Raw genomic sequence first — 24987 nt, 5'->3', positions numbered from 1 at the left:
TGCTGTGTCTCCCGGTGCGGAGTATGGGGCAGTGGAGGCTCAGCCCTGCCGGCTGAGGAAGTCCTCCGCGCCTCCGACGAGCTCCACGTGGCCCTGGGCGAGACCGTCCCGATTCACCGTCGAGGCGATCTCCGCAGCGAACTCCTCCACGGAGTACAGCTTGCCGGCGGCTTCCCGGCGGGCGTCGATCGCACCGGGCTCGGCACGCTCGAGCAGCGTCGCGGTGATCGTGCCTTCGATCATGTCCCCGGAGACGATGGTCAGCGTGATCCCCTTCTCGTCCAGCTCAGGGATCATCGCCACCAGGGCGTCCTCACCGGCGCGCTTGGAGCGGGCCACCGGCTCGTAGGCGTCCATGGTGGCGGTCTCATTGATGAAGTGCGCCTGGTGGCTGGTCACGAAGACCACCTGGGCACCGCGAGGCATGACGTCGAGCGCGGCGCGGAGCATCTGGACCTGGGCGTCACGGTTGAGCTTCAGGGCGTAGTCCTCGCCCCGGTCCGACTCCATGCCGCCGGAGGCGTTGAGGATCAGCAGGTCCAGGGAGCCGAAGTTCTCCACGGCGGCGTCCACGAGGCTCTTGGCACCCGCGGCTTCGGTGAGGTCCGCACCGACGGCCACGGCACGGCCGCCGGCCTCGTCGATCTGTGCGACGACCTTCTTCGCGCGGGGGGCCTTCTGCCGGTAGTTGATCACCACACCCGCTCCGCGGGCTGCGATCAGCTGCGCAGTGGCCGCACCGATGCCGCGGGACGAGCCGGTGATGATGGCGCCGGTGCCGGCGAGGTCCTGGGTCTCAGTCATGGTCAATGGTCTCCTTCTGTACTGGGTGACGGGGGTCGGCTGCGGAGCACCGGGGCTCAGTGGCCCATACCGAGTCCGCCGTCGACGGGGATCACCGCGCCGGAGATGTAGCCGGCGTCCTCGGAGGACAGCCAGCGCACCACCCGAGCGACTTCGTCGGTCTCGGCGAAACGGCCGGCGGGGATGTTCTCCAGATACTTCTTCTGGGTGTCCTCGTCGAGCGCGTCGGTCATGTCCGAGCGCACGAACCCGGGCGCCACCACGTTGGCGGTGATCCCGCGTCCGCCGAGCTCCCGGGTGAGGGACCGTGCCATGCCCACCAGCCCGGCCTTGGAGGATGCGTAGTTGATCTGACCGGGGGAGCCGTAGAGGCCGACCACGGAGGAGATCAGCACCACGCGGCCCTTGCGCAGGCGCAGCATGCCTTTGGACGCACGCTTGAGCACGCGGAATGCTCCGGTGAGGTTGGTGTCCACCACGTCCGTGAAGTCATCTTCGGACATCCGCAGCAGCAGGGTGTCCCGGGTGATGCCGGCGTTGGCGACCAGCACCTCCACAGGTCCGTGGGCCTCCTCGACGGCGGTGAACGCCGCATCGATCGAGGCGGCGTCGGTGACGTCCGCGGCCACCCCCAGCGCGCCCTCCGGGGCCTCGCCGGTCCGGGTTGTCACCGCGACCTTGTCTCCGGCCGCGATGAACTCCTCGGCGATGGCGCGGCCGATGCCGCGGTTGCCTCCGGTGATCAGTACGCTGCGTCCGCTCATGGGTCTCCCGTCGTCAAAATGGTCACAACTGCCCACCAGCCTATGTCAGGCACACGGTGACCGTCTCGTCACATCGCCGGTGGGCGTCCAGGTCCGCGCACTAGAATGGAGCGGTGAACGAACCTGTCCAGTCCATCACGGATGCTCCCCAGCGTCACAGCGAGGAGCAGCACGGGCGCATGGTGCGCTACGCGATCTCCATGGGCATCCGTGCCGTGTGCTTCGTGCTGGCCGTCGTCGTGCAGAACTGGATGACCTGGGTCTTCCTCGCGCTGGCTGTCGTGCTGCCCTACATCGCGGTCACCGTGGCAAATGCGGGCACGGACCGGTACTTCCGCAGTCGGGATGCCGAGACGGTGGACGGGATGCGCGGTCTGCCTGCCGGCTCGGCGCAGCTGGGGGACGGCCGGGGCCCCGGAAGAGATGCGGATGATCAGGCCGCGGCAGGGGACCCTGACCGTGCCGAGGGCCATCAGGGGGGCGCCGAGGGGCAGGTGCAGATCATCGAAGGTGAAGTCGTGCGGGATGCAGGAGACGATGGACGTTCTTAGCTCACTGGGCGGACAGGCCGGGGAGGCCTCCGGTCCGGAGACGCCGCAGTGCTCCCGCAAGGGGTGCCGGTCCGCCGCCGTCTGGCAGATCCTGTGGAACAACCCCAAGATCCACGACGAGCAGCGACGGAAGGTCTGGCTGGCCTGTGACGAGCACCGGGCATGGCTGGAGAACTTCCTGGCCCAGCGTCTGTTCTTGCGCAGCACGGTGCCCCTGACCGGCGGCGACACTGAGGAGTCCGCGACATGAGCCGGTACCGATTCCTGCTGACTCCCACGTGGCTGGGCTGGCTGGCCGTGTGCGTGGGCTTCGCTGTGGCCTGTGTGTTCCTGGGACAGTGGCAGCTGGACCGCCGGGAGCAGGCTATGGAGGACATCAACAGGGTCGTCGCCAACTATGACGAGGACCCAGTGCCCTATGCCGAGGTGCGCGAACTGTACCGGTCTCCGGAGGCCGACGACGAATGGACCGTGACCACCCTGCGCGGCGAATATCTCTCCGACGACGTCCGGCTGGTGCGCAACCGCGGTCACAGCGGGTCCGTCGGCTATGAGCAGGTGGTGCCCTTCCGCACCCACGACGGCGACGTCGTCGTGATCAGCCGCGGCTGGCTGCCGACCGACAGCACCGATGCCTCTCGGCCCGCCTATATGCCGGAGCCGCCGCGGGGAGAGGCCGAGGTGACGGTGCGGCTGAAGCCGGGCGAGCCGGACATCGACCGGGACGCCCCGGACGGCCAGCTCGCCTCCATCGACCTCGACGAGTACGAGACGCAGCTCGGCTACGATCTCGTGACCGGCGCCTACGGGCTCATGGCCGGAGAGGATCCGGCCCCCGACCAGCAGCCGCGCCAGCTGGCCCGGCCTGAGCTGGACGAGGGCCCGCACCTGTCCTACTCCATGCAGTGGTACGCGTTCGGGCTGCTCGGCTTCGTCGGCTGGGGATACGCGGCCCGACTGACGGCCCGCAATCGGGATCTCGACGTGATCGCCGAAGAGGAGGACGGGAAGGAACGGGCAGCCGGGACGGCGTCCTCAGGGGTCTCCCGTCAGGAGCGTCTGCGCGAGGCCCGCCGGCGTCGTCGGGAGCGGGCCGGTCGCGCCAGCGACGAAGACGTCGAGGACGCGTGGGTGGACGAACGGCTGGGCTCACGCTGACCGGTTCGGGCGCTTCGGCAGCCCCTCAGCAGCCCCTGTGCTGGCGCCGGGCGGTGCGCAGCGACCCATGCAGGTTGTCGGTGCGCGGCGCCTGCACGGCCCAGCAGGGACGTCGGCTGCCCCGGCGGACGGCCCGGAGATCCTCGATCAGCAGAGCCTCAGGAATCTCCCCGGTCTCGTCGACCTGGACCCGCTTGCCCTCGCCGATCACCGGAAGTGCCCAGATGGACAGGAACAGGACCCCGATGGCGCCCGCGGTCAGGGCCGCCCACCCGAGAGCGACCCACACCGGCTCTGCTCGGTCCACCACTCCGCTCCACGTGCCGTAGAGCAGGGCGGCCGCCATGGTCAGCAGGACCCAGGGCATCGTCAGCAGGATCCAGGGCATCGCCGTCAGCGGCATCCTCTCCCGGTAGAGCACCGTGCCCGAGCGAAGTCGAGCAGACGAGAAGCGGTGCATCAGATCACCAGCAGCAGGGCGGTGGGCACCGTCAGAAGCCCGGCAGCGGCTGCCGCGATCGCGGCCTGGGCGGTGCGTGGAAGCGCCGGCGGGGGCACGAGCAGGCGCTTGAGCCGCTCCGTGGTGATCACCGCGGCGCCGGCGCCGGCGGTCGCGCCCTGGGCCGCATCGAGCTCCGGCAGGCCGCGAGGTCCGTCCGCGTCCGCGTCGTCGATCAGGGACATCTCCGGGGTGCTCAGGGCCAGAGAGCGCAGGAGGTCGTCCCTGGAATGGTGCTGCATGGCGCCGTCGTCGGCGAGCATCTCCGTGAGCTCGAGGACCGCTTCCCGGCCGTAGCGGGTGGTGGGCAGCCAGGGCAGCGCCCGGTACCAGGCGTCGAAGGCCATGGTGAGCAGATGGTGCCGTTGGTGCAGGTGAGTCTGCTCGTGAGCGACGACGGCGGCGAGCTCCGCATCGGAGAGCTGGTCGAGCAGCCCGCGGGAGAGCACCGTGACCGAACTTGCGTGCGTGCGTCCGGGCAGACAGTAGGCCAAGGGCGCCTCGGCCTCGATGACATGGGCCTCATCCACGGCCGTCGCATTCGGTGCTGTGGTGGCGCCTCTGCGCTCGTCCAGCGGTGTGGACAGCAGCCTCACGAGATCCCGGTGCCGGCGTCGCGAACCCAGGACCCTGACGTAGGTGCGCAGCAGCGTGAGCAGCAGGTGGGTGCCCAGCATGACCGCCAGGCACAGGGCGAACACATGGGTGGGGAGCACATGCAGGTCCTCCAGCGCCGTGAAGTCGGCGGCGCGCAGCAGCTTCAGGACCTCCGCCACGGATTCATGGAGCGATCCGCCGAAGGGCGACAGCCCGTAGACCAGAGGCGCTCCGATGAGCGCGAGACCCCCGGCCAGAGCGATCGCCTGCCACAGGAGCATGGCGGCCCAGGGAGAGCGTGCGCGGAAACGGGCCCGGCTGAGCAGCCGGGGGATCGGCACGGCCAGCAGGAACGCCAGCACGGCGAGGAAGAGGGCCAGCGAGGTCACAGCACCAGTCTACGGGCACGTCCACATCGGACCGGGGCGACCACGGCGACGAGGAGGTCTCCGCGGGGGAGCGGTTCAGGAGGACCTGAGGATCCGACGCAGAGCGGCGGCCTCCGAGTCGGAGATCCCACCGATGAAGCGGGCGAGCACGGCCTCACGGTCGGAGGCGGTGCCGAGCACCTCATTGAGCATCTCCACCGTGTGCTCCTCGCGGCTGGCCGCGGCCGCGTAGCGGTGCGGACGGCTGGAGCGCTCCCGGGTGACCATGTTCTTCTTCTCCAGGCGCGCGAGGACCGTCAGCACCGTGGTGACCGCCAGGTCCTCGTCCAGTCGATCCCGCACGTCATTGGCGCTGAGGGACTCTGCGCTGTCCCAGAGCAGGCTCATGACTGAACGCTCGAGGTCGCCGAGGGTGGCCATGCGGTGGATCTCCTTGCCGGTGATGGGGTGTCCTGACAGGCGGAGCGAGTCTGCTCAGCCCGCTGCAGGGTGGCTTTCCACGATACTCCTGGTGGGACCGTGATTTCTACAACCTGTAGTAATGGCGTGTCACATGATGAGACGCCACCGTGCGTCAGTCCCCGGCGGCCCCGGAGTCCACGGAGCCGTCCTCGGCGCCGTCCACGGAGCCGGCCACGGAGCCGGCCGACAGGCGTGCGCCGGCCACGCGGGTGAGGGCCTCCGGGCTGGAGGCCACCGCATCGACCGTGCGCTCCAGCGGGATCCCGGAGCCGTCGCGTCGGGCCGTCTCCGCCGGCAGCACACGGGCCGAGCCGTTCTTCGCCGCGCCCATCGCCGGGCCCAGACCTGCCCACGCCAGGCGCAGGTGGTCTTCGCCGCGGAGAAAACGATGGGCACGGACGCCGGCGGTCGCGCGCCCCTTGGCCGGGAACTCGGAGAACTCGGTCACCTTCACGCTGCCGTCCTCGAAGCCCTCCAGCGGCTCCTGTCCGGCGGCGACGGTCACCACCACCGGGGTCCAGCCCGCCAGGTCCTCCGCGACCTGCCCGTCCTCGTCCGGCACTCCCGCGCCGGGCACGACCGTGAAGCTGATGACCTCATCGCCGTCGGCGACCTTGATCCCTGCCATCCCGGCGGCGGTCCTGCCCTGGGGACGCACCAGTGCGGCGTCGTAGTGCAGCATCTGCGCCCCCGCAGTGATGAACACCAGCTGGTCGTCATCAGCAGGGGCCGCCTGGGCGCCGACGACGCGGTCCTTGCCCTTCAGCGCGACGACCTCCCACTCGTCCCGGTTCAGCGGATAGTCCGGGTTGACCCGTTTGACCCGCCCCGCGGCCGTCCCGAGGGCGACGACCTCGTCCAGGGGCACGAAGGCGATCAGCTCCTCTTTGCGCTCCAGCGCCAGGAAATCCTTGACCTTGACACCCTGGTTGAGATTCACCGTGCCGGAGGCGACGTCCACGGCGGGCATGTCCACCACCGGCACCCGGATCATCCGTCCTGCCGAGGTGATGGCGCCGATCTCCCCACGGGCTGAGGTGGGGACCATGGACGTCAGCGCGTCATGACGCCCGCGACGAGTCGGATGGACCAGTCCGGAGCGGTCCGTGGTGCGGGCCAGCTGCCCCGAGGTCGACAGCAGAGCCCAGCACGGGGAGTCGGCGATCTGCATGGCGGTGGCCGCCTCATCGGGCGAGGCCGCCTTCGCCGCGGGAGCCGGGGCCTCCAGGGTCTCGGACTCCACCAGCTGGGTACGGCGGTCGTCGCCGTGGGCCTCGGCCACCTGGGCCAGCTCGTCGGCCACCGCCTCCCGCAGCCGCTGCTCGGAGTCCAGGATCGCCTGAAGCTCGGCGATCTCCTCCTCGAGGCGCTGCTTCTCCTGCTCCAGCTCCAGCGTCGAGTAGCGGGTCAGCTGCCGCAGCCGCAGCTCCAGGATGTGCTCAGCCTGCGGCTGGGTGAGGTCGAAGATCGTCATCAGGCGCTCTCGGGCGGTGCCCGTGTCCTCGGCGGCGCGGATGATCTGGATGACCTCGTCGATGTCGAGGATCGCGATCAGCAGGCCCTCCACCAGATGGAGGCGGTCCTGGCGCTTCGCCAGTCGATAGGCCGTGCGCCGACGCACCACGGAGATGCGGTGGTCCACGTAGACCTGGAGCATCTCCAGCAGGCCCAGTGTGCGCGGCTGGCCGTCCACCAGGGCCACGTTGTTGATCCCGAAGGAGTCCTCCATCGGGGTGAGCTTGTACAGCTGCGCCAGCACCGCCTGGGGGTTGAACCCGGCCTTGAGCTCGATGATCATCCGCAGGCCGTGCTTGCGGTCGGTCAGGTCCAAGACGTCGGAGATGCCGGCCAGGCGCTTGGACTGGACCGCGTCCTTGATCTTCTCGATGATCTTCTCCGGACCCACCATGTAGGGCAGCTCCGTGACGACGATCCCCGTCTTGCGCGGAGAGACCTGCTCGATGGAGACCGTCGCGCGGGTCTTGAAGGAGCCGCGACCCGTGCGGTAGGCGTCCCGGATGCCGTCCAGTCCCACGATCCGTCCGCCCGAGGGAAGGTCAGGGCCGGGGATGTGGACCATGATGTCCTCGAGCGTGGCCTCGGGGTGCATGATCACATGCCGCGCCCCCGCGACCACTTCACGCAGGTTGTGCGGAGCCATGTTCGTCGCCATGCCCACGGCGATCCCCGACGCGCCGTTGACCAGCAGGTTGGGGAAGGCGCTGGGCAGCACCGAAGGCTGGGTCAGCTGATTGTCATAGTTCGGCTCGAAGTCGACGACGTCCTCGTCCAGATCGGTGGTCATCGACACCGCGGCCGCCGTCATGCGGGCTTCGGTGTAGCGGGGAGCCGCCGGGCCGTCGTCGAGGGAGCCGAAGTTGCCGTGGCCGTCCACCAGGGGCAGCCGCAGCGAGAAGGACTGGGCCATGCGGACCAGGGCGTCGTAGATGGCGGCGTCCCCATGGGGGTGCAGCTTTCCCATCACCTCGCCCACCACGCGGGCGGACTTCACATGGCCCTTCTCGGGGCGCAGCCCCATCTGGGACATCATGTACAGGATCCGCCGCTGCACCGGCTTCAGTCCGTCGCGGGCGTCCGGCAGAGCCCGCGAGTAGATCACCGAATAGGCGTACTCCAGGAACGAGGTCTCCATCTCCGCCGAGACGTCGATGTCGACGATGTGGTCCTCCGGGGTCACCGGGGGCTGCTCGGGGCCGGAGCGCGGGGAGCTGGAAGTCGAACGGCGGGCCATGGGCGCGGAAGGTGTCCTTCGTCGGGGTCGTGAGGGTCGGCAGGGCCTTCGCAGACGTCCGTAGGAGCGGTCCATGCCTGCCGGCCGGAAGTTCTCGTAGTCTTGATCCTATGGGTGAACCAGCAGAAACCGGCGGATATCCGGGCCACTGGGAGGCAGATGTCGTCCTGCGGGACGGCGCCGCGGCCCACCTGCGCCCGATCGGGGCTGACGATGCCGAGCGGCTGCAGCGCATGCATGCGGCCCAGTCGGAGTCGTCCATCTATCTGCGGTACTTCACCTACAAGTCCTCACTGACGGAGAAGGAGCTGCGACGCTTCACCCAGGTGGACCACGTCGACCGGGTGGCGATGGTGATCCTGCTGGCCAGCCCGTCCGGCGATCAGGAGATCATCGGCGTCGGCGGCTACGACCGCATCGACGGCACCCGGGAGGCCGAGGTCTCGTTCCACATCTCCGACGCCCATCAGGGCAGAGGTCTGGGGTCGATCCTTCTGGAGCATCTGGCGGCAGCCGGCCGGGAGCGTGGCCTGGAGCGGTTCTCCGCGGAGGTCCTGCCGGAGAACCGCAAGATGTTGGCCGTCTTCTCCGAGGCCGGCTATGAGGTGCAGCGGCGGTTCGAAGACGGCGTGGTCGTCCTCGAGTTCCCCATCGACCCGACGGAGAAGTCCCGCGCCGTGATGGAGGCGCGGGAGCATCGCGCCGAGTCCCGCAGCGTCGCCGAGCTGCTGACGCCGTCCCAGGTGGCGGTCATCGGCGCCTCCCGCGAGTACGGCTCGGTGGGGTATCACCTGGTGCACAACCTCGTGGAGGGGCGGTTCACCGGAGGCGTCCACGCCGTGAACCCGGACGCCTTCGAGGTCGGCGGCACGGAGGCGTACGCCTCGCTGGAGCACATCAAGCAGGACGTCGATCTGGCGGTCGTGGCGGTGCCTCCGGAGCGGCTGGCCGAGGTGGTGGCGGACTGCGGTCGGCACGGGGTCAAGGGACTGCTGGTGGTGACCGCGGGGCTCGAGGCCGAGGGCGCCGGAGGGTCTCGGGCATCCGGCGCCGTCCTCGATCAGCGGGAGCTCGTTCGGCTGGCCCGCGGGTGGGGGATGCGGGTGATCGGGCCGGCCTCTGTGGGCCTGATCAACACCGACCCCGACATCTCGCTCAACGCCTCCCTGTCCCCGACGATGCCCTTGCGCGGCGGGGTCGGGCTCTTCAGCCAGTCGGCCTCGATCGGAGTGTCGCTGTACGCCGCGGCCCATCGACGGCAGGTCGGGCTGTCCTCGGTGATCTCGGCGGGCAACCGCGCGGACCTCTCCGGGAACGACGCCATGCAGCGCTTCGAGGACGACGAGGCGACGCGAGCTGTCGGGATCTACCTGGAGAGCTTCGGAAACCCCCGCAAGTTCTCTCGCATCGCCCGGCGGCTGTCGCTGACGAAGCCGGTGGTCGTCGCCACATCCGACGTCACAGGCCGTCGGCTGCCGCCCGGCCATGACGTGCGCACCACGCTGACTCCGCGGGGGGCCGTGGACTCCATGCTCGAGCACTCCGGCGTCATCCAGGTCGGCAACCATGATTCGCTCATGGACGTGCTGCAGATCCTGGCCAGCCAGCCGCTTCCCGCCGGGCCGCGTCTGGGCATCCTGTCGAACTCCGCCTCGATGGGCCGGGTGCTGGCGGACGCCGCCCAGTCCCACGGGCTTCAGGCCGTACGGACGGAGTCGGGGCTTGACCTCGACGGGACCCGACGTGAGGCGGAGGATAAGCTGCGGAAGGCGCTCGACGCGCTGCTGGGAGCCGAGGAGGTGGACGCCGTCGCGCTGTGCCTCCAGCCGACCGTCGCCGGCGAGCACCAGGATCATTCCCGGGTGATCCTCGACACCGCTCGGCAGCATCCCAAGCCCGTGGTCGTCTCGCTCATCGGGGTCCTGGAGGACGATGTGCCGCTGAACCACCTGGCCGCCGCCGCGCCGGTCATGGAGACCGGCGCGCTGCAGCAGGGCGTCCCCGTCTATTCCTCACCCGCCCGCTCGGTGGCCGCTCTGGGCAAGATCGTGCGCTACCAGCGATGGCGGCAGGAGGGGATCGGCGAGCCCTGGACGCCTTCCGGCCTGGAAGGCTCCACCGTCTCGCGCACCGTCGACGAGCTCCTCGAGGGCTGGCTCGCGGAATCCGTCTCCGGGACCGCCCTGCATCGGCTCGAGGCCGAACAGGCCGCGGAGCTGCTGGGTCACTATGGGCTCTCAGTGATGCCGTCGGTCCCTTTCACGACGCCGGAGGAGGCGGTCGCGGCCGCGGAACGGCTCGGCTGGCCGGTGGCGGTCAAGGCCACCACTGACTCGCTGCGGCACCGCCTGGATCTCGGGGGCGTGCGGCTCAACATCAGCGACGCCGACATGCTGCGCCGCACCGTGGCGGACATGCGTGCTCAGCTGGAGGGTCTCGGCGCACCGGGCCTCGAGGTCCAGGCGATGGCCCCCATCGGGCAGGGGTGCAGGGTCCGGGCCCTGGAGGATCCGCTCATGGGTCCCGTGGTGTCCTTCGGGATCTCCGGTGACGCAGTGGACCTCCTGGACGACTGGGCCCATGCCGTCCCGCCGCTGACCGACGAAGATCTCAGATCTCTGGTCCGTCGGCCGCGTGCCGCGCAGAAGCTCACGGGGCATCGTGGTCTGCCGCCGGTGGACATCACTGCGGTGGAGGAGACCCTGCAGCGGGTGGCCATGCTCAAGGACAACCACCCCCAGGTCGCCGCGCTGGAGATCGCGCCCCTGCTGGTCGCGGAGGAAGGCGTCAGCATCCTGCATGCGACCATCGACATCGCCAATCCGCAGCAGCGCACCGACTCGGCGCGCCGAGCCATCAGCCGGTGGTGAGGGCCCCGGTTCAGACGGCCGAGGGGTCGGCGGCGACGGACTTCAGGAGGGTCCGCAGGCCCTGCTGGCGCGCCTCGAAGGGGCTCATCCCGCCCTGGGCCGGGATGAAGCGGATGGCGTAGAGCGTCGCCCAGGTGATGTTGCTGACCCATTCGGGGCTGAGGGTCGGATCGATGGTGCCGTCCCGATGCCCACGGCGCAGCGCCGCGGCGATCTCCGCATCCTCGGCGGATTCAGCGGGCGCCTCGCAGTCGCCGGACGTGTCCTGATCGGGCTCGTCGGAGGCCATCCACCAGGCCAGGGTGTCGATGCGGCTGATCAGTTCACCGCAGAGGCGACGGAAGGCCTCGAAGCCCGATCCCTGGTCCAGCCGCGCCACACGGACCGCCTCCGTCCATTGCTCCTCCGCCAGAGCGTCCACGGCGGCACGTAGAGCGGCACGGTCCGTGAAGTGACGATGCAAGGTGCTCCGAGAGACGCCGGCCGTGTCCGCCACATCGATGAGGGCGGCTCCGGGGTTCACGGACAGGACCTCGACGGCGGCGAGCAGTATGGCCCGGCGGGTGCGCTGCGCGGCCGGACTCGGCGGGGCGAGGGGTCCTGATGAGGAGTGAGCGCGATCCGGTCCCGGCTCTTCCGGTCCCGGCTCTGCGGGGCTGGCGTCCTCCTCGGCCTCCGTCTCCCGCTCGGTTCCGGGGGCTGGGGACGCGGCGCTGTCGATCTCCTGCATGGGACCCAGCGTACAGGAGTGAACAGCCCTGATGTGCCACAAGTATTGACGAAAGTGCGACACTTATGTCTCACTAGGTGTCATGAATGAATCAACAGTGGAGGCGTCGGTCGAGCCCGAGGCCTCGTCCTCAGTCCGCATGAAGGTCCTGTGGTCCTTCGCGCGACCGCATCTGAAGGTCCTGGGACTCGGGCTGCTGCTCTCGCTCGCCGTCTCGGCCATGGGGCTGGCGAGCCCGATGGTCACCAAATGGGTGCTGGACAGCCTCGCGGTGGACGCCTCGCTGCGGGATCCCGTCCTGGTGCTGGTCGGTCTGCTCCTGCTCGGCGCCGGTCTTGGCTGGTGCCAGTGGGTCCTCCTGGGGCGGCTGGCCGAGGACATCGTCTACGACGCCCGCCGACGCATGATCCTCCGATACCTGGGGTCCCGCGTCTTCGAGCTCCTGCGGCGCAGTCCCGGGGAGCTCGTCACCAGGGTCACCTCGGACACGGTGCTGCTCAACCAGGCGGCCTCGACCGCCATCATCGGGCTGATCAACGGCGCCATCATGATCCTCGGCTCCCTGCTGCTGATGGCGCGCCTGGACCTGGTGCTGCTGGGCACCACACTCGCCGCTCTGGCGGTCGTGCTGGTGATCTTCGCCGTGCTCATGCCGCGCATCGCCACGGTGGAGGAGAAGGCCCAGGCCGCCCTGGGTGACCTCGGATCCGACCTGGAGGGCACGGTGCGGGCCATCAAGACGGTGAAGTCCTCGCGGGCCGAAGGACGCCGCTACGAGTCGCTGATGCGCCACGTGGGCTCCTCCCGACGGCACAGCCTGCGTTCCGTGAAGATCCAGGCGGGAGCCTGGACGGTCGCGGGAGTCGGACTCGACGGCGCCCTCATCATGGTGCTCGCGCTGGGTGCCTGGCGCGTCTCCGAAGGCCACATCGGTGTCTCCACGCTCGTGGCGTTCCTGCTCTATGTCTGGGGACTGACCGGGCCGCTGATGGAGCTCACCCAGAACCTCACCACGCTGCAGTCCGGCCTGGCCGCCGCCGGACGGATCAGCCAGGTGGACGCGATGCCCGTGGAGGACCGGCGAGCCGACCTCCGCGTCGTGGAGGGAGTGGCACGGGGCTCGGGCGCCGTGACGGGGCCGGGCCACGACGACTTCGGCGTCCCAGCCCCGGACCCCCGCTCGGGCAGGGGAGGGCCACCACCTGGAGACGCCGGTCCAGAGGCACCGGAGGCAACGGAGAGCAGCGACTCGGAGACCGCATCCCGGCCCGTGCTGGAGCTGGCAGGAGTGACCGCCCGCTATGCGCAGGACGGTCCGGTGGCGGTCCAGGGCATCGATCTGCGGGTCCCGGCGACGGGCCACGTGGCGCTCGTCGGTCCCTCCGGGGCCGGGAAGACGACGCTGCTGTCGCTGATGATGCGGTTCCTGGAGCCCGAGGAGGGAGAGCTCAGACTGCGCGGCACGCCCTACGGGCAGCTCAGCCCGGCCCTGGTGCGCTCGGCCTTCGCCTACGTGGAGCAGGAGACTCCCGTCGTGCCCGGGACGATTCGGGAGAACCTGCTGTTCTCCGCACCCGAGGCCGACGAGCACGAGCTGCAGCAGGTGCTGCGGCGACTGCAGCTCGAGGACATGGTCGACCGCCTGCCGCACGGGCTGGACACGGCACTGACGGACACCAACGTCTCTGGAGGGCAGCGTCAGCGGATCGCCCTGGCCCGGGCGCTGCTGGTGGATCCGGCGGTGCTGCTGCTCGACGAGGCCACCGCTCAGGTCGACGGCGTCACGGAGGCCGCCGTGCAGGAGACCATCGCCACGCACGCCCGCCATGCCGCCGTCGTGACCATCGCCCACCGGCTCTCGACCGTGGTCGACGCGGACCGCATCCTCGTGATGGACGGAGGGCGCATCGTCGACGAGGGCACCCACGGGCAGCTGCTGACCAGCTCCCAGCTGTACCGCAGCCTGGTGGCGGCCTTGCGGATGGAGACTCCGGTGGGGTGACCCTGCGGGGTGTTCCAGCGCGGCGTTCCTGCGCGGTGTTCCAGCGCGAGCTCCTGAGTCGGAGGCCGCGCCGGTGGGCTCAGACTCCGCCGGTGCGGCGGACGTGCTCCGCCAGGAGGGCCAGGCCGTCGTCGATGCTGATCGCCGGGGTCCAGTCGAGGGCCGCCCGGGTCTCCCGCTGGTCGAACCAGTGGGCGGTGGAGAGCTGCTCCGCCAGGAACTTCGTCATCGGAGGTTCGTCGTCGAGGTCACCGGCGACCCGTTCCGCCAGGCCCCAGATCTTCTCCACGGCCAGTCCGGCCGCCTTCGCCACCGCCGGGGCCACGCGGAGCCGCGGACGACGCGCGCCGCCCGCCTCCGCGATGCCCATCAGGAGCTCGCCGATCGGTCGCGGTTCGCCGTTGGTCAGCACCAGTCGGCGGCCGTGGATCTGAGGCAGCCGACGCAGCCCGGCGGCGAAGGCGTCCACCGCGTTGTCGATGTAGAGGGTGTCCACCAGGGCCGCGCCCGAGCCCAACAGCGGCAGACGGCCGGAGCGGGCGCGGTCGACCACGCGGCGGGTCAGCTGGCCGTCCCCGGGGCCCCAGATCAGGTGCGGACGGATGACCAGCACCTTCATGCCCGCCGCCGCACGCGCCTGGACCAGCAGCTCGGCCTCAGCTTTGGTGCGGGCATAGTGACCGAGGACCGCGGTCGGGTCGGGGTCTCCGGCGCCTTCCCCGACGAGGGAGGTGCCGGCATGGGCGACCGACGGAGACGAGACATGCAGCAGATGCTCCACGCCGGCGGCCTCGGCCGCGTCGAGGATGTTCTCGGTGCCGTGGATGTTGACGTCGACGAAGTCTTGGCGGCGGCCCGAGACCGACACCTTGGCCGCCATGTGGATGACGGCGTCCTGACCGGCCATCGCCTGGGCCACCAGGGCGTGGTCGGTCAGCGAGCCACGCACGTCACGGACCTTGTCGAGTCCCGAGGCGCTGCGCTGCAGGGTGGTCACCTCATAGCCGTCCTGCGCCAGTCGTCGGGCGACGCTTCCGCCGAGCAGCCCGGAGGCGCCGGTGAGCAGGACCCGGGAGCCGGGCAGGATCTCGGCGGGACGCGGAGCTGAGGGGGTGGTCTCACTCACGGAGTGCCGGGCCTCCTCCCGGTCAGAGCCTTCTCGGCCCAGAGGGCCAGACGGGTGCGGTCGATCTTCGAATTGTGGCGGATGTCGGTGGGCAGTTCGTCGAGGACGAGCACGGCCGAGACCGGGACGTCACCGGCGGCATGGCGCACTGCGGAGGCGAACTCCGGCGAGGCCAGCGGGGACCGACCGGTACGCAGGGGCCGGTCCGGACCGTCCGGCTCCACGATGACGACGACGGCCTGGGTGCCGGACGGCCCGACGCCGACGGCGGCGCTGCGGGTCACCTCGTCGAGGGCGTCCACCGGGGTCTCCACCGTGCCGGGGCCCACCGGACCATCGGGGGTGGTGATCACGTGCTGCAGGCGCCCCTCGATCCACAGGCGCCCTGAGGAGTCGACATGGCCGACGTCGTGGGTGCGGTGCCACAGAAGGCCTTCGGCGGTGTCCCGACTGCTGGCCCGGTCCGTCTGCCAGAGCCGGTCGTAGCCGGCCTTCAGATGCGCGGCTGAGACGACGATCTCGGAGAGGACGCCGACGGCGGCGGGCTGGACGGGGTCGTCCAGCACGGTGAGCTCCTCCGCCGGACGGCCTGCGGGATCGAGCGGCGCCAGGGCCAGCCGCACGCCCGCCACAGGCTGGCCCACGCATACTCCGCTCTGTCCGGTGGCCATCGCGTCATGCACTCCGTCACGGTCGATGTCCGCCTGCAGGAGCCCCTCGGTCATGCCATAGGGCGTATGGATCTCTGCGGAGGGGAAGAGCTCCTGGACGGCGTCCAGCAGATCCGGATGGACCGGTGCCCCGGCCGAGAGGACCAGTGAGATCCGTCCCAGGGCGGCTCGCTGGTCCGCCTGGAGCTGGGGCGCGGTCGCCACGACGTTGCGCAGCGCCGCGGGGGAGCCGAAGAACATCGTGGCCTCACCCGTCATCGCCGCCCGAGCGACGGCGTCAGCGGTGAGCGTGGCAGGCCGTGTCACCGACATGTCCGGGGTCACCGAGGTGGCTCCGATGGCCGGGCCGAGCAGCGCGAACGGCGCGAAACCGGCGATCAGCGACGAGCCGGGCGTCACGTCGAACTGGCGCCGCAGCAGCGCCACGAGGGCGGCGAGCCGTCCGTGGGTGTACACCACGCCCTTGGCCGGTCCGGTGGAGCCGGAGGTGAACAGCACCGCCGCCTCGTCCTCGGGGGCCGGGTGGGGGACGTCCGGAGAGGCTCCCACGTGGCTGCGCAGCAGCCGCTCCACCGAGGCCACGGTGCCGAGCAGGCGTGCCTGACGGTGGGAGAGCGCCTGGACGCTGATCCGCCGACCGGGCCAGCCGAAGGTCCGGGCCAGGGCTAGGCCGGGGGTGGCGCCGATGATCCAGTCCGGCCGCGCGCTGCGGGCGGCCCGCGTCATGCCCCTCACGCCGAGGCCTGCGTCGGCGACGACGGCCACCGCCCCGATGCGCAGGCAGGCGTAGAGCACCACGGTCAGGTCGTTGCCGGGCGGGACCAGCAGGGACACCCTGTCGCCCCGGGAGACGCCGAGTTCGCTGAGCCCGCGAGCGAGCGCGTCGATCTGCGAGGAGAGCTCCTGCCAGCTGAGCGCCGTCGGGTCCTGGGAGGTCATGTCCACCACTGCGGGGGAATTCCGCCGCCAGCTCGCCGTCATCTCCTCAAGCTGAGCGTGCAGACCGTGCACCGCGGCGGCCGGGGCGGGGGAGCGGCGGGTCGAGTCCTCCGGACGGAGACGTCCGTCGCGCCGGTCCATGCCGCCGAGCCAGGTCAGCAGAGGTGCTGCGATGTCTCGGTCCTCCGCCACCAGGTGGCCGGCACCCTCGAAGCGGTGCAGGTCGGCATGGGGGATGCGCTCCTGCAGATCCGCCAGATGACGTTCTTGGAAGACCGGGTCCTTCGGCCCCCAGAGCAGCAGCGTGGGCTTGTCCCATCGGGTCAGGGCCGAGGAGACCTCCTCCAGCGTCCCGCGGGAGACGTGGTCTGCGGAGGCGGGGATGTCCGCCACGAACCCGCCGATGCCCCCGCGCCGATCGCGGCTCCGGTACGGGGCCGAGTAGGCGGCATGGACCTCACGGTCGAGGCGCCCTTCCGCCAGGGACAGCGTGACCCCGAGGAACCCTCGGGTCTCCACGGTGGAGGCGCTCAGCAGGCCCGGTGCGGTGGCCGCGCGGAGCGCGGCCGGCACGGGCTCGTCCACCGGATGGTCCACTGCGGTGTTCAGCGTCGCGGCGGCGTCGACGTCGTAGGGATGGCGCGTGGCCCAGCCCAGGGAGATGACGCCGCCCCAGTCGTGGCCCAGCGTCACCAGAGGAAGGGCCGTGTCGACGTCGAGGGCGTCCATCAGGGCGTCCAGGTCGTCGAGCCGCTGCGCCATCCGGCGATATCCGCATTCGTCCGGATCCGCGCCCGTCAGGGTGCGCGGGGCGCCGGCGTGGCACAGGCGCTCGGAGTAGCCCATGTCCAGCTGGTCGGGCGCGATGATGCGCCACCCGCCGGCGGTGTCGGTCTCTGCCTGCCGCAGCGACTCCGCGACGAGCCCTCGCCACAGGTAGGACCAGGTCGGGTTGCCGTGGACGGCCAGGATCGTGCCCCGCACGGGGATGCCCCGGGCAGCCAGGATCGGGCCGGTGTCCAGGACGTGGAAGGTACGGGTGCCGTCGACGGTCCTGGCCGCCACCAGCCGTGACCAGGCAGGATCGAGCCCCGGCAGCCCCTTCGGCGGCAGCTGGGCGGGTGCTGCGGGCAGCGGGCGGTGTCGGATCCGGGGAGCCCTCACCAGATGATCTCCAGCATCGCCGTGTTGAGTCCGGAGCCGACGCCCATGCAGAGCACCCGGGAACCGGAGGACAGGGAGGCGGACTCTCGAGCCAGGGTGATCGGCAGCGAGGCGGGCCCCACGTTGCCCAGCTCGGGATAGGTCACCGGGACGCGCTTCTTGTCGAGCTTGGCGGCCTTGATGATCGACGCGGTGTGCAGTGACGACACCTGGTGGGTCACGTAGGCGTCCATGGCATCCCAGTCGAAGTGCTCCTTGGCGTCCTGCCAGGCATCCATGACGAGCTCGAGGCCGCCGTCGAGCAGGCCGCGGGAGTCAGTGAACATGCCGCGATGGTCACCGACGCACAGGCGGTGGTGCTGAGTCGCGGCCCGAGTCACACCACCAACGATCCGGTGCCCCTCGGGGTGCCGGTCGGCAGGGCCCACGACCGCCGCCGCCGCGCCGGAGCCCAGGGTCAGGGACGCGAACTCCGACATGAAGTCCTCGCGGCTGACCATCGATTCGAGGCTGCTGATGCGCTCCACGGTCGCGTCCTGGACCTTCTTGGCGTCCTCGCCGTTGACGATCAGCACATAGGTCGCCTGCCCGGCGTCGATCATGGAGCTGGCCAGGGTCATCGCATTGACGAAGCCCAGGCAGGCGTTGGTGATGTCGAAGTTCATCGCGGAGCTGGGCAGACCCAGGTCGTGGTGGACTCCCACGGCGACGGAGGGCTCGAGATGCTCGCGGGTCACCGAGGTGTTGATCATCACCGAGACGTCGGCTGCGGGGACGCCGGCGGCCTGGAGGGCCCGACGCCCGGCCTCCACCGTGCCGGCGCGCACGTCTCCCGCCTTCTCCCAGTTGCGGCGGGTCTTCACGCCTGCGACCCGCTGCAGGAGGCCCTGGGGGAGCTTCAGCCGCTTCAGGGCGTCGGCCAGGCGGCGGTCGATGTCCTTGGAGGTCAGAGGGACCGGGGCTTGGACCTCGGCCACAGACAGCAGGGCGGCGTTGCGGTGGTGAAAAGTCGCGTTTCCTGGCACCGCTCCATTATCCAGCAGGTGAACCGGGCTAGCGAATCGAGGGAGGGCTAGCATGGTTTCCATGACCTTCAGCCATGACGACTCCGCGCCCTCTTCGACACTCTCGCTGCGCGCGGCGATCGAGCGCGGCGGCTTCTACCCCACGCTTGTGCACCATACGGTGACCGACGCCCTGGACGGCCGCGAGCCTACGCACCAGATCGTCCATGTGGACACCCACTTCGACATGGAGGAGGTGCACCGGCACATCACCGTGCTGGCGCTGGCCGAGGACGTGATCGTCGTCGCCCATCTGGACGACCACGACGTGGAGGCCGACGACGCCGGGACCGCCGGTCGGACCGACACGGTGGCGCGCATCTCCACGGAGGTCGTCCCCGTCAGCCGAATCCGTTCGGTGATCCTCTCTGAGGTGCACCGACGTCCGGAGAGCTTCCGTCCGGAGCGGGGGCTGGCGGAGGTGACGCTGAACATGAACTGGACCGGCGGCGCGCGCTTCGAGACGGCGCCGGTGCACTGCGGAGACCCGGACTGCATGGCTGACCACGGCGACGACGGCACCGTCGTGCCCGAGGACATCGTGCTCCGCATCGCCGCCACCGCCGAAGGAGACACCGCCGTGGAGGAGGCCCGCAGCTTCGTCCGGGCGCTGCGTCGAGCCTGTGTGCGTCACGCCCGCTGACCGTCGTCCTCCCGCATCCGACCCTCTGGTGACGCGGCAGCGCACCGCCCACTCCGGAAGGAAGACCCTGATGACCGCTCGTGCCCGTGAGCTGGCCGCTCTCGCCCCGGCCTATGACGGTGCCCACATCCGTCACGTGATGCCCTCGGCGGCGGCGTCGCTCGGCCTTGACGGATTCCTCGACAGGCTCGGGCTGCCCGAGGCGAGCCTCACCGTGGTCCTCATGGTCGACGGGCTGGGGGACGAGCTCATCGCCCGGCACAGCGGGCACGCCCGGTTCCTCGCCTCTGCATGGCGGAGCAGCGCCACCGGACGGGTGCTGGACGCCGCCGCCCCCGCGACGACCGCCGCCTCCATCGCCTCCTTGGGCACGGGAGAACCCCCGGGCCGTCACGGCCTGGTCGGCTACGACGTCCTCGCGCCGTGGCTGGACCGGGTGGTCAACATGCTCGGCGGGTGGGATCCCGCGGTGGATCCGGCCCGTTGGCAGCCCCACGAGCCCGTGCTGCGGCGCGCCGAGCGTGAGGGCGCTCGGGTGCTGACCGTCTCGCGTCCCAAATTCGCCGACTCCGCCCTGACGCAGGCCGTGCTCTCCGGAGGTGAGTTCCTCGGGGCCACCCACCTGGACGCGCGGTTCCGGTTGGCGGCTGATGCGATCACCGGTCATCGTCCCGCCACCGGGGGAGCGCGCCAGGGGTCTCCGCAGCCGCTGCTGATGTATCTCTACGTGGACGAACTGGACAAGACCGGGCACCGATACGGGGTGGCCTCACCCGAGTGGGTGCGCGCGCTGGAGAGCCTGGACCGGGAGGCCGAGACGTTCGTCACGCGGCTGCGTGAGAGGTTCGGCGACCAGCTCTCGGTGCTGCTGACCGCAGACCACGGCATGCTGGACATCGCCCCGGAGGGCCGGCTGGACTTCGGCGCAGAGGAGGCGCTGCTGCGCGGCGTCCGGCACACCGGCGGCGAGCCGCGGTTCGTGCATCTGTACTTCGATCAGCATGCTTCCGCCGCCGTGCGCCGCCAGGTGCATGAGGCGTGGGAGGAGCGCTTCGGCGACCAGGCGTGGATCGCCACGCGCGACGAGGCGGTGGACGCGGGATGGTTCGGTCCCGTGGAGGACCGGGTGCGTCCCCGCATCGGTGATCTCCTGGTGGCCGTGCACGGTCCGATCGCGCTCTATCACGTGGCCCGGACGGGCCCGGATCCGCTGACCATGGTGGGCCAGCACGGATCGCTGACCGACGTGGAGGTCAAGGTCCCGCTGCTCTCGCTGACCGGGCGCGCCTTCGGCTGAGTCCCGTGGGGACGTGCAACCGATCCCTGTGCGACCGATCCCTGTGCGACCGTCTGCCGGTCGTCAGTCGCCCTTCGAGCCGAAGAGGATGTCGTCCCAGCGAGGCATGCTGGGGCGGCGGGAGCCGGAGCGCTTCGGCTTCGGGGCGTGGGCGGGCGCGGCGTCTTCGGTGCTGCCGGCGTCCCGCTGGCGGGTGGCGGCGTCGCCGTCGCTCTGTGCGGATCCGGCCGATGCCGGATCCTCGCCGGGGGTCGGCTCCTTCGCCGGGGCGCCGGCCCCCTCTGCGGTGTCGGGCGCGCCCTGCGCCGCCGCGTGGTCCGGACCGGAGGAGTCGACGTCGACCGGTGACTCGCTGTCGGCATAGCTGAACCCCCAGGCGTCGGTGCCGTCGGGGCTGTCTACGTCGGGGGACTCCGTGCGCTCATCGTCGCGGGGAGCCTGCTGATCGTCCTCCCCCTGACCGGTCTGCGCCGACTCGACCGCGCGCAGTCGGGGCGTGTCCTGGCCGCTGGGCTGTTCGTCGCGCGTGAGCATGAGGGCGAGCCTGTCATCGGCGTCCTCGTCCGCGCCCAACCGACGACCCCGCCGAGCGCGCAGGACGTCGAGGAGGTCCTGATGCTCGTCGCCTTCGCCCGTGGGGCCTGCCGGGGCGTCCGGAGAGCGGGAAGGCAGCGGCGAGGTGTCCTGCTGGTCTGCGGGCACCGGGGCCGGTGTCGTCGCCGCCGGCCTGCCGGTGCCACGATCCGATCGCTGCGCCGCCGAGTCCGCCACGGACTCGACGTCGAAGGGGGCGTCCACTGCGGTCAGTCGCCGCGGACCGCGGCGGGCGCCGGTCTCCGGAGGGAGGCTGCTCAGCGTCTGGGCCCAGGGACCGACCGCTCGCAGATGGCGAGACTCCGGAGAGAAGACCCATTCAGCGGGCGGTCCGGCGTCGACACGAGCGCGGGCGGCGGCTTCGTCATCGGAGGAGAACCAGCAGACGACCTGCCAGCTGCCGTCCTGGCGTCGCCAGGCGTCCCACGCCAGGGAGGTCAGGTCGACGCCGAGGGACCGCAGGCGGACCAGCGCCATCGCTTCGAGGGTGGCGGGGGCGTCACCGAACGCGATCCGGTGCTGTTCGGCCGAGGACGGCGGGGCGATGGCCGTGCTGCGGGCCAGTTCGGCGACATAGGCGCGCTCGGCCTGGACGGGCCCTGCGTAGCGTTCCACTCGGGCCGGGTCGAGGCCTGACTCTGCGACCATCTGCTCCACGGTGGCCCCTGCACGGAGCCGGGCCTGCACCTCCCGCACCGTCATGGGCGCCCGGGCGTCCTCGGCCCGCGTCGTGAGGTGCGGCGGGCGGGTGGACTTCCGTCCCACGGCCGCGCGCAGCGCGTCGTCCACGGGCAGGGCGAACTCCTGACCCTGGTCGTCGGCGAGGACGAGCAGTTCGTCGGAGTCGTCCTCGGTCACGCCCATGATCCGCAGCTGCTGCATCTGTGCTTCCTCCCGCCTGTGGCCGGCAGTAGTCTTCGGGACGGGTGCGGTCGGCGCCGCGCCGCCCTCCGGGTGGACTGGTCCAGGGGTCACTGTAGCGCGGGGAGGGCGTGGAGCTCCCGCTCCCGGTTCAGCGGAACTTGAACCTTGGGGTCGCGGAGCCCGTGAGGAGCTGCGTGGCGCCGACTCCGGGCGGCCCCGGCTCGCCGCCTCAGCGACGGTTTCGGGGCCCAGAGCCGGCCCGTCGTCCGCCCTCGGCTCAATGTGTCGCCGCCGATTTGGCGGAGCTGGCTCGATGCGACACAATCTGTGCGACAAATCGCGCTTGGGGGACCGGTGGAGGCTGGTGTCCGAGCGATTCGAATTCGACTTTCGGAGTGTGGAGCGACCCTCATGGCAACCGACTACGATGCGCCGCGCAAGAACGACGACGACGTCAACGAAGACTCCATCGAGGAACTGAAGAATCAGCAGACCAATCGCCAGTCCGCCGTCGTGGACGAAGACGAGGCGGAGGCGGCCGAAGGGTTCGAGCTCCCCGGCGCTGACCTCTCCGACGAGGAGCTGCAGGTGCGGGTGCTGCCCGCCCAGTCTGACGAGTTCACATGCGGCGAATGCTTCCTGGTCCGCCACCGGTCTCAGGTGTCCCGCGAGGAGAACGGGATGTTCATCTGCAAGGACTGCGACAGCTGAACGGCGATCTCGGTCGGCCACATCGTCGCAGCACGGAGGCCCCGTTCCGGACCATGGTCCGGAACGGGGCCTCCGTGTGCCTGGGCCGCGCGGGGTCGGTTCGGGCGGTCAGTCCGTGACGCTGAGCCCGGTCTGGCGGACCGGCTCCTCGGAACCGAGCGCGGCGAGCACCGCCTCCGGGCGTCGGGTGGAGACGATCCAATACGGCGTGGCGTCCTGGGGATCGGTGATCTGAATGGTCACCACGGGATCGATCCACCCACGGATGCACTGATAGGCCCGTGCGTCGAAGCCGGGGCCGAGCTGCTCACGTGCCGCCTGGGCGCGATGGGCCACGACGGCGCCGACGTGGGTGCGCTCGATCCGGGCTCGGCCGGCGCTCAGCCACCCTTCGGTGATCTCGATCCGAGGGGTGGTGATGATCAGGGCGAACAGCAGCAGTCCGACTCCGATGACCATGGCGGTCGCGCCGAGCCCGACGGAGATGGGGAAGAAGATGAGCGAGACGGAGGCTCCGATGATGACCGCGGCGAGCCAGATCCACCACGCCGGCCAGAGCTTCTCGGAGTAGCTCGGAGAATGCGTCGTCATGACCACCAGCTTCTCACGGAACCTCCGGTGGGCCGGAACCGCCGACGGTGACGCCCTGCCGGGTGGAAGCTCGGGCCAGAGGGAATCCCCGGCCGACTGGAATGTCAGGTCGGATGAGTAGACTCGAGGGGTCACTGGACCAGCCCGACATGGGCGGGACCAGGCCCCAGCCCGCAGACCACGAGGAGAAGCAGCCCCGATGACCACGTCTACGAAGGAGCACGACGCCGGCCAGATGCCGACCGGCTCGGCGCCCGGCAGGATCCGGGTGCCGATCCGGCGTCTTGATCCGGACCTTCCGCTTCCCGGCTATGCCCACCCGGGCGACGCCGGAGCGGACCTGGTCAGCGCCGAGGACTTCACGCTGGAGCCGGGTGCACGTCGCCTCGTGCCGACCGGGGTGGCCGTCGCGATCCCGCAGGGCTGGGTCGGGCTGGTGCACCCCCGCAGCGGACTGGCGGTGAAACACGGAATCACCCTTGTCAACACGCCGGGAACCATCGATGCTGGGTATCGTGGAGAGCTCAAGGTGTGTCTGCTGAACACCGACCGTTCGACTCCGGTGAGCTTCCGTCGCGGAGACCGCATCGCGCAGCTCGTCCTCCAGCGTGTGGACCAGGCTGAATTCGTGCCTGTGGACCAGCTGGAGGACAGCGACCGCGGCGCAGGCGGCTTCGGCTCCACCGGCACGTGACTCTCGAGGGATAAGAGGAACTTCAGCATGATCTTCGGACGACGGAAGAAGTCCCAAGGGGCGGAAAAGGCCAAGCCCGCCACCATCAGAGAGGCGCTCCGCGAGGAGGAGACCTCCCCCACGAGCCCTGCCCAGGAGGAGACCACGGAGAGTTCCGCGGCCCCCGAGCAGCAGTCCGCGACGGCACCAGCGCCGCAGGAGTCGGTGCCGCAGGAGTCGGTTCCGCAGGATTCGGCGGCCGCCGGTTCGGAGACCGGCGGCGCGTCCGACAGCGCGTCCGACGGTGCCTCTGAGGACAACTCGGAGGACGCCTCGGAACGCATCGAAGGCGGGGGGCCCTACGACGTCACGGAGGTGGAGACCACCAAGGGCTACATCGACTTCGGCGCGGTCCTGGTGCCGGCGGGCAAGGAACAGAAGGTACGCCTGGACATCGATCAGAAGACCAAACGTGTCGTAGCCCTGACGATCTCGGTGGGACAGGCCAGCATCCAGATCCAGCCGTTCTCCGCGCCCAAGTCGGGCGGCACGTGGGATGAGGTGCGGGAACAGATCCAAGACTCCGTGGTGAGGCAGAAGGGGCGGATCAAGCAGCTCGACGGCCGCTTCGGCAAGGAGCTCGCCGCCCGTGTCCCGACCACGCTGAAGGACGGCCGGGCCGGCTGGCGCGTGGCTCGTTTCATCGGATTCGAGGGGAACCGCTGGTTCCTGCGCGGTGTCGTCGGCGGGCGGGGGGCGATCGACCCTCAGGCCGCTCGTGACGTCGAGGATCTCTTCTCTCGGCTCGTCGTCGTGCGCGGCGACGACCCGCTGCCGCCTCGCGAGCTGCTGCCGCTGCGGCCGCCCGAAGGCGCACGCCGGGTGGTGCTGCCGCGGAACCCGGCGCAGCGTCGGGACGCCGCACCAGGGCCGAATCCCGGCGCTGCCGCGGTCGGCAGCGGAGAAGGGGACCAGAGCGGCGCCCGTGCCAACGGTGTCCGACCGCAGCAGCGGAGGTCGGCCGGAGGCGCAGCGGCCGGCTCCGAGGGGCCGCAGCAGGCCTGATCTCGCT

The 24987-nt window shown here is 70.5% G+C and carries 22 protein-coding genes; 10 read left to right on the top strand and 12 right to left on the bottom strand.

The features are described from left to right. Window positions 1-39: 39 nt before the first annotated feature. A complete protein-coding gene (locus ABD658_RS02220; RefSeq protein ID WP_070162447.1) occupies window positions 40-804 on the bottom strand; it encodes an SDR family oxidoreductase in 765 nt (254 codons plus the stop codon). A 56-nt stretch (window positions 805-860) separates the two neighbouring features. Next, window positions 861-1568 carry a 3-oxoacyl-ACP reductase FabG gene (gene fabG / locus ABD658_RS02215; RefSeq protein ID WP_311024389.1) on the bottom strand — a complete coding sequence of 236 codons (708 nt, stop codon included), beginning with the start codon at window positions 1566-1568 and terminating at the stop codon, window positions 861-863. Between the two features lie 113 nt (window positions 1569-1681). On the opposite strand from fabG, the gene ABD658_RS02210 reads away from it, so the two are divergent. From ABD658_RS02210 to ABD658_RS02200, 3 genes are read left to right on the top strand one after another with little or no spacing between them, the layout of a single operon-like run. Continuing rightward, window positions 1682-2119: a DUF3099 domain-containing protein gene (locus tag ABD658_RS02210; RefSeq protein WP_344683047.1), complete on the top strand. Its 438-nt coding sequence runs from the start codon at window positions 1682-1684 to the stop codon at window positions 2117-2119. Beyond that, window positions 2106-2369 carry a hypothetical protein gene (locus tag ABD658_RS02205; protein WP_344683045.1) on the top strand — a complete coding sequence of 88 codons (264 nt, stop codon included), beginning with the start codon at window positions 2106-2108 and terminating at the stop codon, window positions 2367-2369. Before ABD658_RS02210 ends, ABD658_RS02205 begins: the two co-directional genes overlap by 14 nt. Then, window positions 2366-3277 carry an SURF1 family cytochrome oxidase biogenesis protein gene (locus ABD658_RS02200; RefSeq protein WP_311024386.1) on the top strand — a complete coding sequence of 304 codons (912 nt, stop codon included), beginning with the start codon at window positions 2366-2368 and terminating at the stop codon, window positions 3275-3277. Before ABD658_RS02205 ends, ABD658_RS02200 begins: the two co-directional genes overlap by 4 nt. Window positions 3278-3302: 25 nt before the next feature. Here the strand turns inward: ABD658_RS02200 and ABD658_RS02195 are convergent, their stop codons facing one another. The 4 genes from ABD658_RS02195 to ABD658_RS02180 form a co-directional block, all read right to left on the bottom strand. Continuing rightward, window positions 3303-3737 (bottom strand): hypothetical protein, encoded by a 435-nt coding sequence (locus ABD658_RS02195; RefSeq protein ID WP_344683041.1) that lies wholly within the window; start codon window positions 3735-3737, stop codon window positions 3303-3305. Continuing rightward, window positions 3737-4762 (bottom strand): M56 family metallopeptidase, encoded by a 1026-nt coding sequence (locus ABD658_RS02190; RefSeq protein WP_344683039.1) that lies wholly within the window; start codon window positions 4760-4762, stop codon window positions 3737-3739. The genes ABD658_RS02195 and ABD658_RS02190 overlap by 1 nt, the downstream gene beginning before the upstream one ends. A 75-nt stretch (window positions 4763-4837) precedes the next feature. Beyond that, entirely contained in the window at window positions 4838-5182 is a 345-nt protein-coding gene (locus ABD658_RS02185) for a BlaI/MecI/CopY family transcriptional regulator (RefSeq protein ID WP_311024383.1), read from the bottom strand. A gap of 154 nt (window positions 5183-5336) precedes the next feature. Next, on the bottom strand, window positions 5337-7976 hold the full coding sequence (locus ABD658_RS02180; protein ID WP_344743712.1) for a DNA gyrase/topoisomerase IV subunit A: 2640 nt from the start codon (window positions 7974-7976) through the stop codon (window positions 5337-5339). Between the two features lie 110 nt (window positions 7977-8086). Here ABD658_RS02180 and ABD658_RS02175 point away from each other — a divergent pair, with 110 nt between their 5' ends. Next, window positions 8087-10846, top strand: a complete 2760-nt coding sequence (locus ABD658_RS02175; protein WP_344683036.1) for a GNAT family N-acetyltransferase — start codon at window positions 8087-8089, stop codon at window positions 10844-10846. 10 nt (window positions 10847-10856) lie between these two features. Here the strand turns inward: ABD658_RS02175 and ABD658_RS02170 are convergent, their stop codons facing one another. Next, the gene (locus tag ABD658_RS02170; protein WP_344683034.1) at window positions 10857-11576 is read right to left on the bottom strand and encodes a TetR/AcrR family transcriptional regulator; all 720 of its coding nucleotides are present in this window, start codon (window positions 11574-11576) and stop codon (window positions 10857-10859) included. Between the two features lie 82 nt (window positions 11577-11658). Between ABD658_RS02170 and ABD658_RS02165 the strand changes: the two genes are divergently transcribed. Beyond that, on the top strand, window positions 11659-13578 hold the full coding sequence (locus ABD658_RS02165; RefSeq protein WP_344683032.1) for an ABC transporter ATP-binding protein: 1920 nt from the start codon (window positions 11659-11661) through the stop codon (window positions 13576-13578). A 79-nt stretch (window positions 13579-13657) separates the two neighbouring features. Here the strand turns inward: ABD658_RS02165 and ABD658_RS02160 are convergent, their stop codons facing one another. From ABD658_RS02160 to ABD658_RS02150, 3 genes are read right to left on the bottom strand one after another with little or no spacing between them, the layout of a single operon-like run. Beyond that, window positions 13658-14704, bottom strand: coding sequence for an NAD-dependent epimerase/dehydratase family protein (locus tag ABD658_RS02160; protein WP_344683030.1), 1047 nt, complete (start codon window positions 14702-14704; stop codon window positions 13658-13660). Continuing rightward, window positions 14701-17478 (bottom strand): alpha/beta fold hydrolase, encoded by a 2778-nt coding sequence (locus ABD658_RS02155; protein WP_344683028.1) that lies wholly within the window; start codon window positions 17476-17478, stop codon window positions 14701-14703. The genes ABD658_RS02160 and ABD658_RS02155 overlap by 4 nt, the downstream gene beginning before the upstream one ends. Then, window positions 17475-18503, bottom strand: coding sequence for a 3-oxoacyl-ACP synthase III (locus tag ABD658_RS02150; RefSeq protein ID WP_344683026.1), 1029 nt, complete (start codon window positions 18501-18503; stop codon window positions 17475-17477). Before ABD658_RS02150 ends, ABD658_RS02155 begins: the two co-directional genes overlap by 4 nt. 61 nt (window positions 18504-18564) lie before the next feature. Here ABD658_RS02150 and ABD658_RS02145 point away from each other — a divergent pair, with 61 nt between their 5' ends. After that, complete coding sequence (locus ABD658_RS02145; RefSeq protein ID WP_070162463.1) at window positions 18565-19185, top strand: DUF5998 family protein; 621 nt, start codon at window positions 18565-18567, stop codon at window positions 19183-19185. 70 nt (window positions 19186-19255) lie between these two features. Beyond that, window positions 19256-20482, top strand: a complete 1227-nt coding sequence (locus ABD658_RS02140) for an alkaline phosphatase family protein (protein WP_344683022.1) — start codon at window positions 19256-19258, stop codon at window positions 20480-20482. 63 nt (window positions 20483-20545) lie between these two features. On the opposite strand, the gene sepH is transcribed toward ABD658_RS02140, so the two are convergent. Continuing rightward, window positions 20546-21958, bottom strand: a complete 1413-nt coding sequence (gene sepH, locus ABD658_RS02135; protein ID WP_344683020.1) for a septation protein SepH — start codon at window positions 21956-21958, stop codon at window positions 20546-20548. Between the two features lie 393 nt (window positions 21959-22351). Between sepH and ABD658_RS02130 the strand changes: the two genes are divergently transcribed. Next, on the top strand, window positions 22352-22651 hold the full coding sequence (locus tag ABD658_RS02130) for a DUF4193 domain-containing protein (protein WP_070158911.1): 300 nt from the start codon (window positions 22352-22354) through the stop codon (window positions 22649-22651). A 108-nt stretch (window positions 22652-22759) separates the two neighbouring features. On the opposite strand, the gene ABD658_RS02125 is transcribed toward ABD658_RS02130, so the two are convergent. Further along, on the bottom strand, window positions 22760-23242 hold the full coding sequence (locus ABD658_RS02125) for a DUF3093 domain-containing protein (RefSeq protein WP_070158914.1): 483 nt from the start codon (window positions 23240-23242) through the stop codon (window positions 22760-22762). A 199-nt stretch (window positions 23243-23441) separates the two neighbouring features. Here ABD658_RS02125 and dut point away from each other — a divergent pair, with 199 nt between their 5' ends. Next, a complete protein-coding gene (dut, locus tag ABD658_RS02120) occupies window positions 23442-23936 on the top strand; it encodes a dUTP diphosphatase (protein WP_170922602.1) in 495 nt (164 codons plus the stop codon). Window positions 23937-23963: 27 nt separating this feature from the next. Continuing rightward, window positions 23964-24980: a DUF3710 domain-containing protein gene (locus tag ABD658_RS02115; protein WP_311024373.1), complete on the top strand. Its 1017-nt coding sequence runs from the start codon at window positions 23964-23966 to the stop codon at window positions 24978-24980. The last annotated feature ends 7 nt before the right edge of the window (window positions 24981-24987 follow it).

Origin of the sequence: Nesterenkonia aethiopica, assembly GCF_039534665.1 — a bacterium.
GTDB classification, from domain to species: domain Bacteria; phylum Actinomycetota; class Actinomycetes; order Actinomycetales; family Micrococcaceae; genus Nesterenkonia; species Nesterenkonia aethiopica.
This window is presented reverse-complemented; position numbering and strand designations above follow the sequence as displayed.

Excerpts from the sequence above, each read along its gene's own strand:
- ABD658_RS02220 (WP_070162447.1), bottom strand. The coding sequence starts at position 804 with ATGACTGAGACCCAGGACCTCGCCGGCACCGGCGCCATCATCACCGGC.
- fabG (WP_311024389.1), bottom strand. The coding sequence starts at position 1,568 with ATGAGCGGACGCAGCGTACTGATCACCGGAGGCAACCGCGGCATCGGC.
- ABD658_RS02205 (WP_344683045.1), top strand. The coding sequence starts at position 2,106 with ATGGACGTTCTTAGCTCACTGGGCGGACAGGCCGGGGAGGCCTCCGGT.
- ABD658_RS02200 (WP_311024386.1), top strand. The coding sequence starts at position 2,366 with ATGAGCCGGTACCGATTCCTGCTGACTCCCACGTGGCTGGGCTGGCTG.
- ABD658_RS02195 (WP_344683041.1), bottom strand. The coding sequence starts at position 3,737 with ATGCACCGCTTCTCGTCTGCTCGACTTCGCTCGGGCACGGTGCTCTAC.
- ABD658_RS02185 (WP_311024383.1), bottom strand. The coding sequence starts at position 5,182 with ATGGCCACCCTCGGCGACCTCGAGCGTTCAGTCATGAGCCTGCTCTGG.
- ABD658_RS02180 (WP_344743712.1), bottom strand. The coding sequence starts at position 7,976 with ATGGCCCGCCGTTCGACTTCCAGCTCCCCGCGCTCCGGCCCCGAGCAG.
- ABD658_RS02175 (WP_344683036.1), top strand. The coding sequence starts at position 8,087 with ATGGGTGAACCAGCAGAAACCGGCGGATATCCGGGCCACTGGGAGGCA.
- ABD658_RS02170 (WP_344683034.1), bottom strand. The coding sequence starts at position 11,576 with ATGCAGGAGATCGACAGCGCCGCGTCCCCAGCCCCCGGAACCGAGCGG.
- ABD658_RS02165 (WP_344683032.1), top strand. The coding sequence starts at position 11,659 with ATGAATGAATCAACAGTGGAGGCGTCGGTCGAGCCCGAGGCCTCGTCC.
- ABD658_RS02145 (WP_070162463.1), top strand. The coding sequence starts at position 18,565 with ATGACCTTCAGCCATGACGACTCCGCGCCCTCTTCGACACTCTCGCTG.
- ABD658_RS02140 (WP_344683022.1), top strand. The coding sequence starts at position 19,256 with ATGACCGCTCGTGCCCGTGAGCTGGCCGCTCTCGCCCCGGCCTATGAC.
- sepH (WP_344683020.1), bottom strand. The coding sequence starts at position 21,958 with ATGCAGCAGCTGCGGATCATGGGCGTGACCGAGGACGACTCCGACGAA.
- ABD658_RS02130 (WP_070158911.1), top strand. The coding sequence starts at position 22,352 with ATGGCAACCGACTACGATGCGCCGCGCAAGAACGACGACGACGTCAAC.
- ABD658_RS02125 (WP_070158914.1), bottom strand. The coding sequence starts at position 23,242 with ATGACGACGCATTCTCCGAGCTACTCCGAGAAGCTCTGGCCGGCGTGG.
- dut (WP_170922602.1), top strand. The coding sequence starts at position 23,442 with ATGACCACGTCTACGAAGGAGCACGACGCCGGCCAGATGCCGACCGGC.
- ABD658_RS02115 (WP_311024373.1), top strand. The coding sequence starts at position 23,964 with ATGATCTTCGGACGACGGAAGAAGTCCCAAGGGGCGGAAAAGGCCAAG.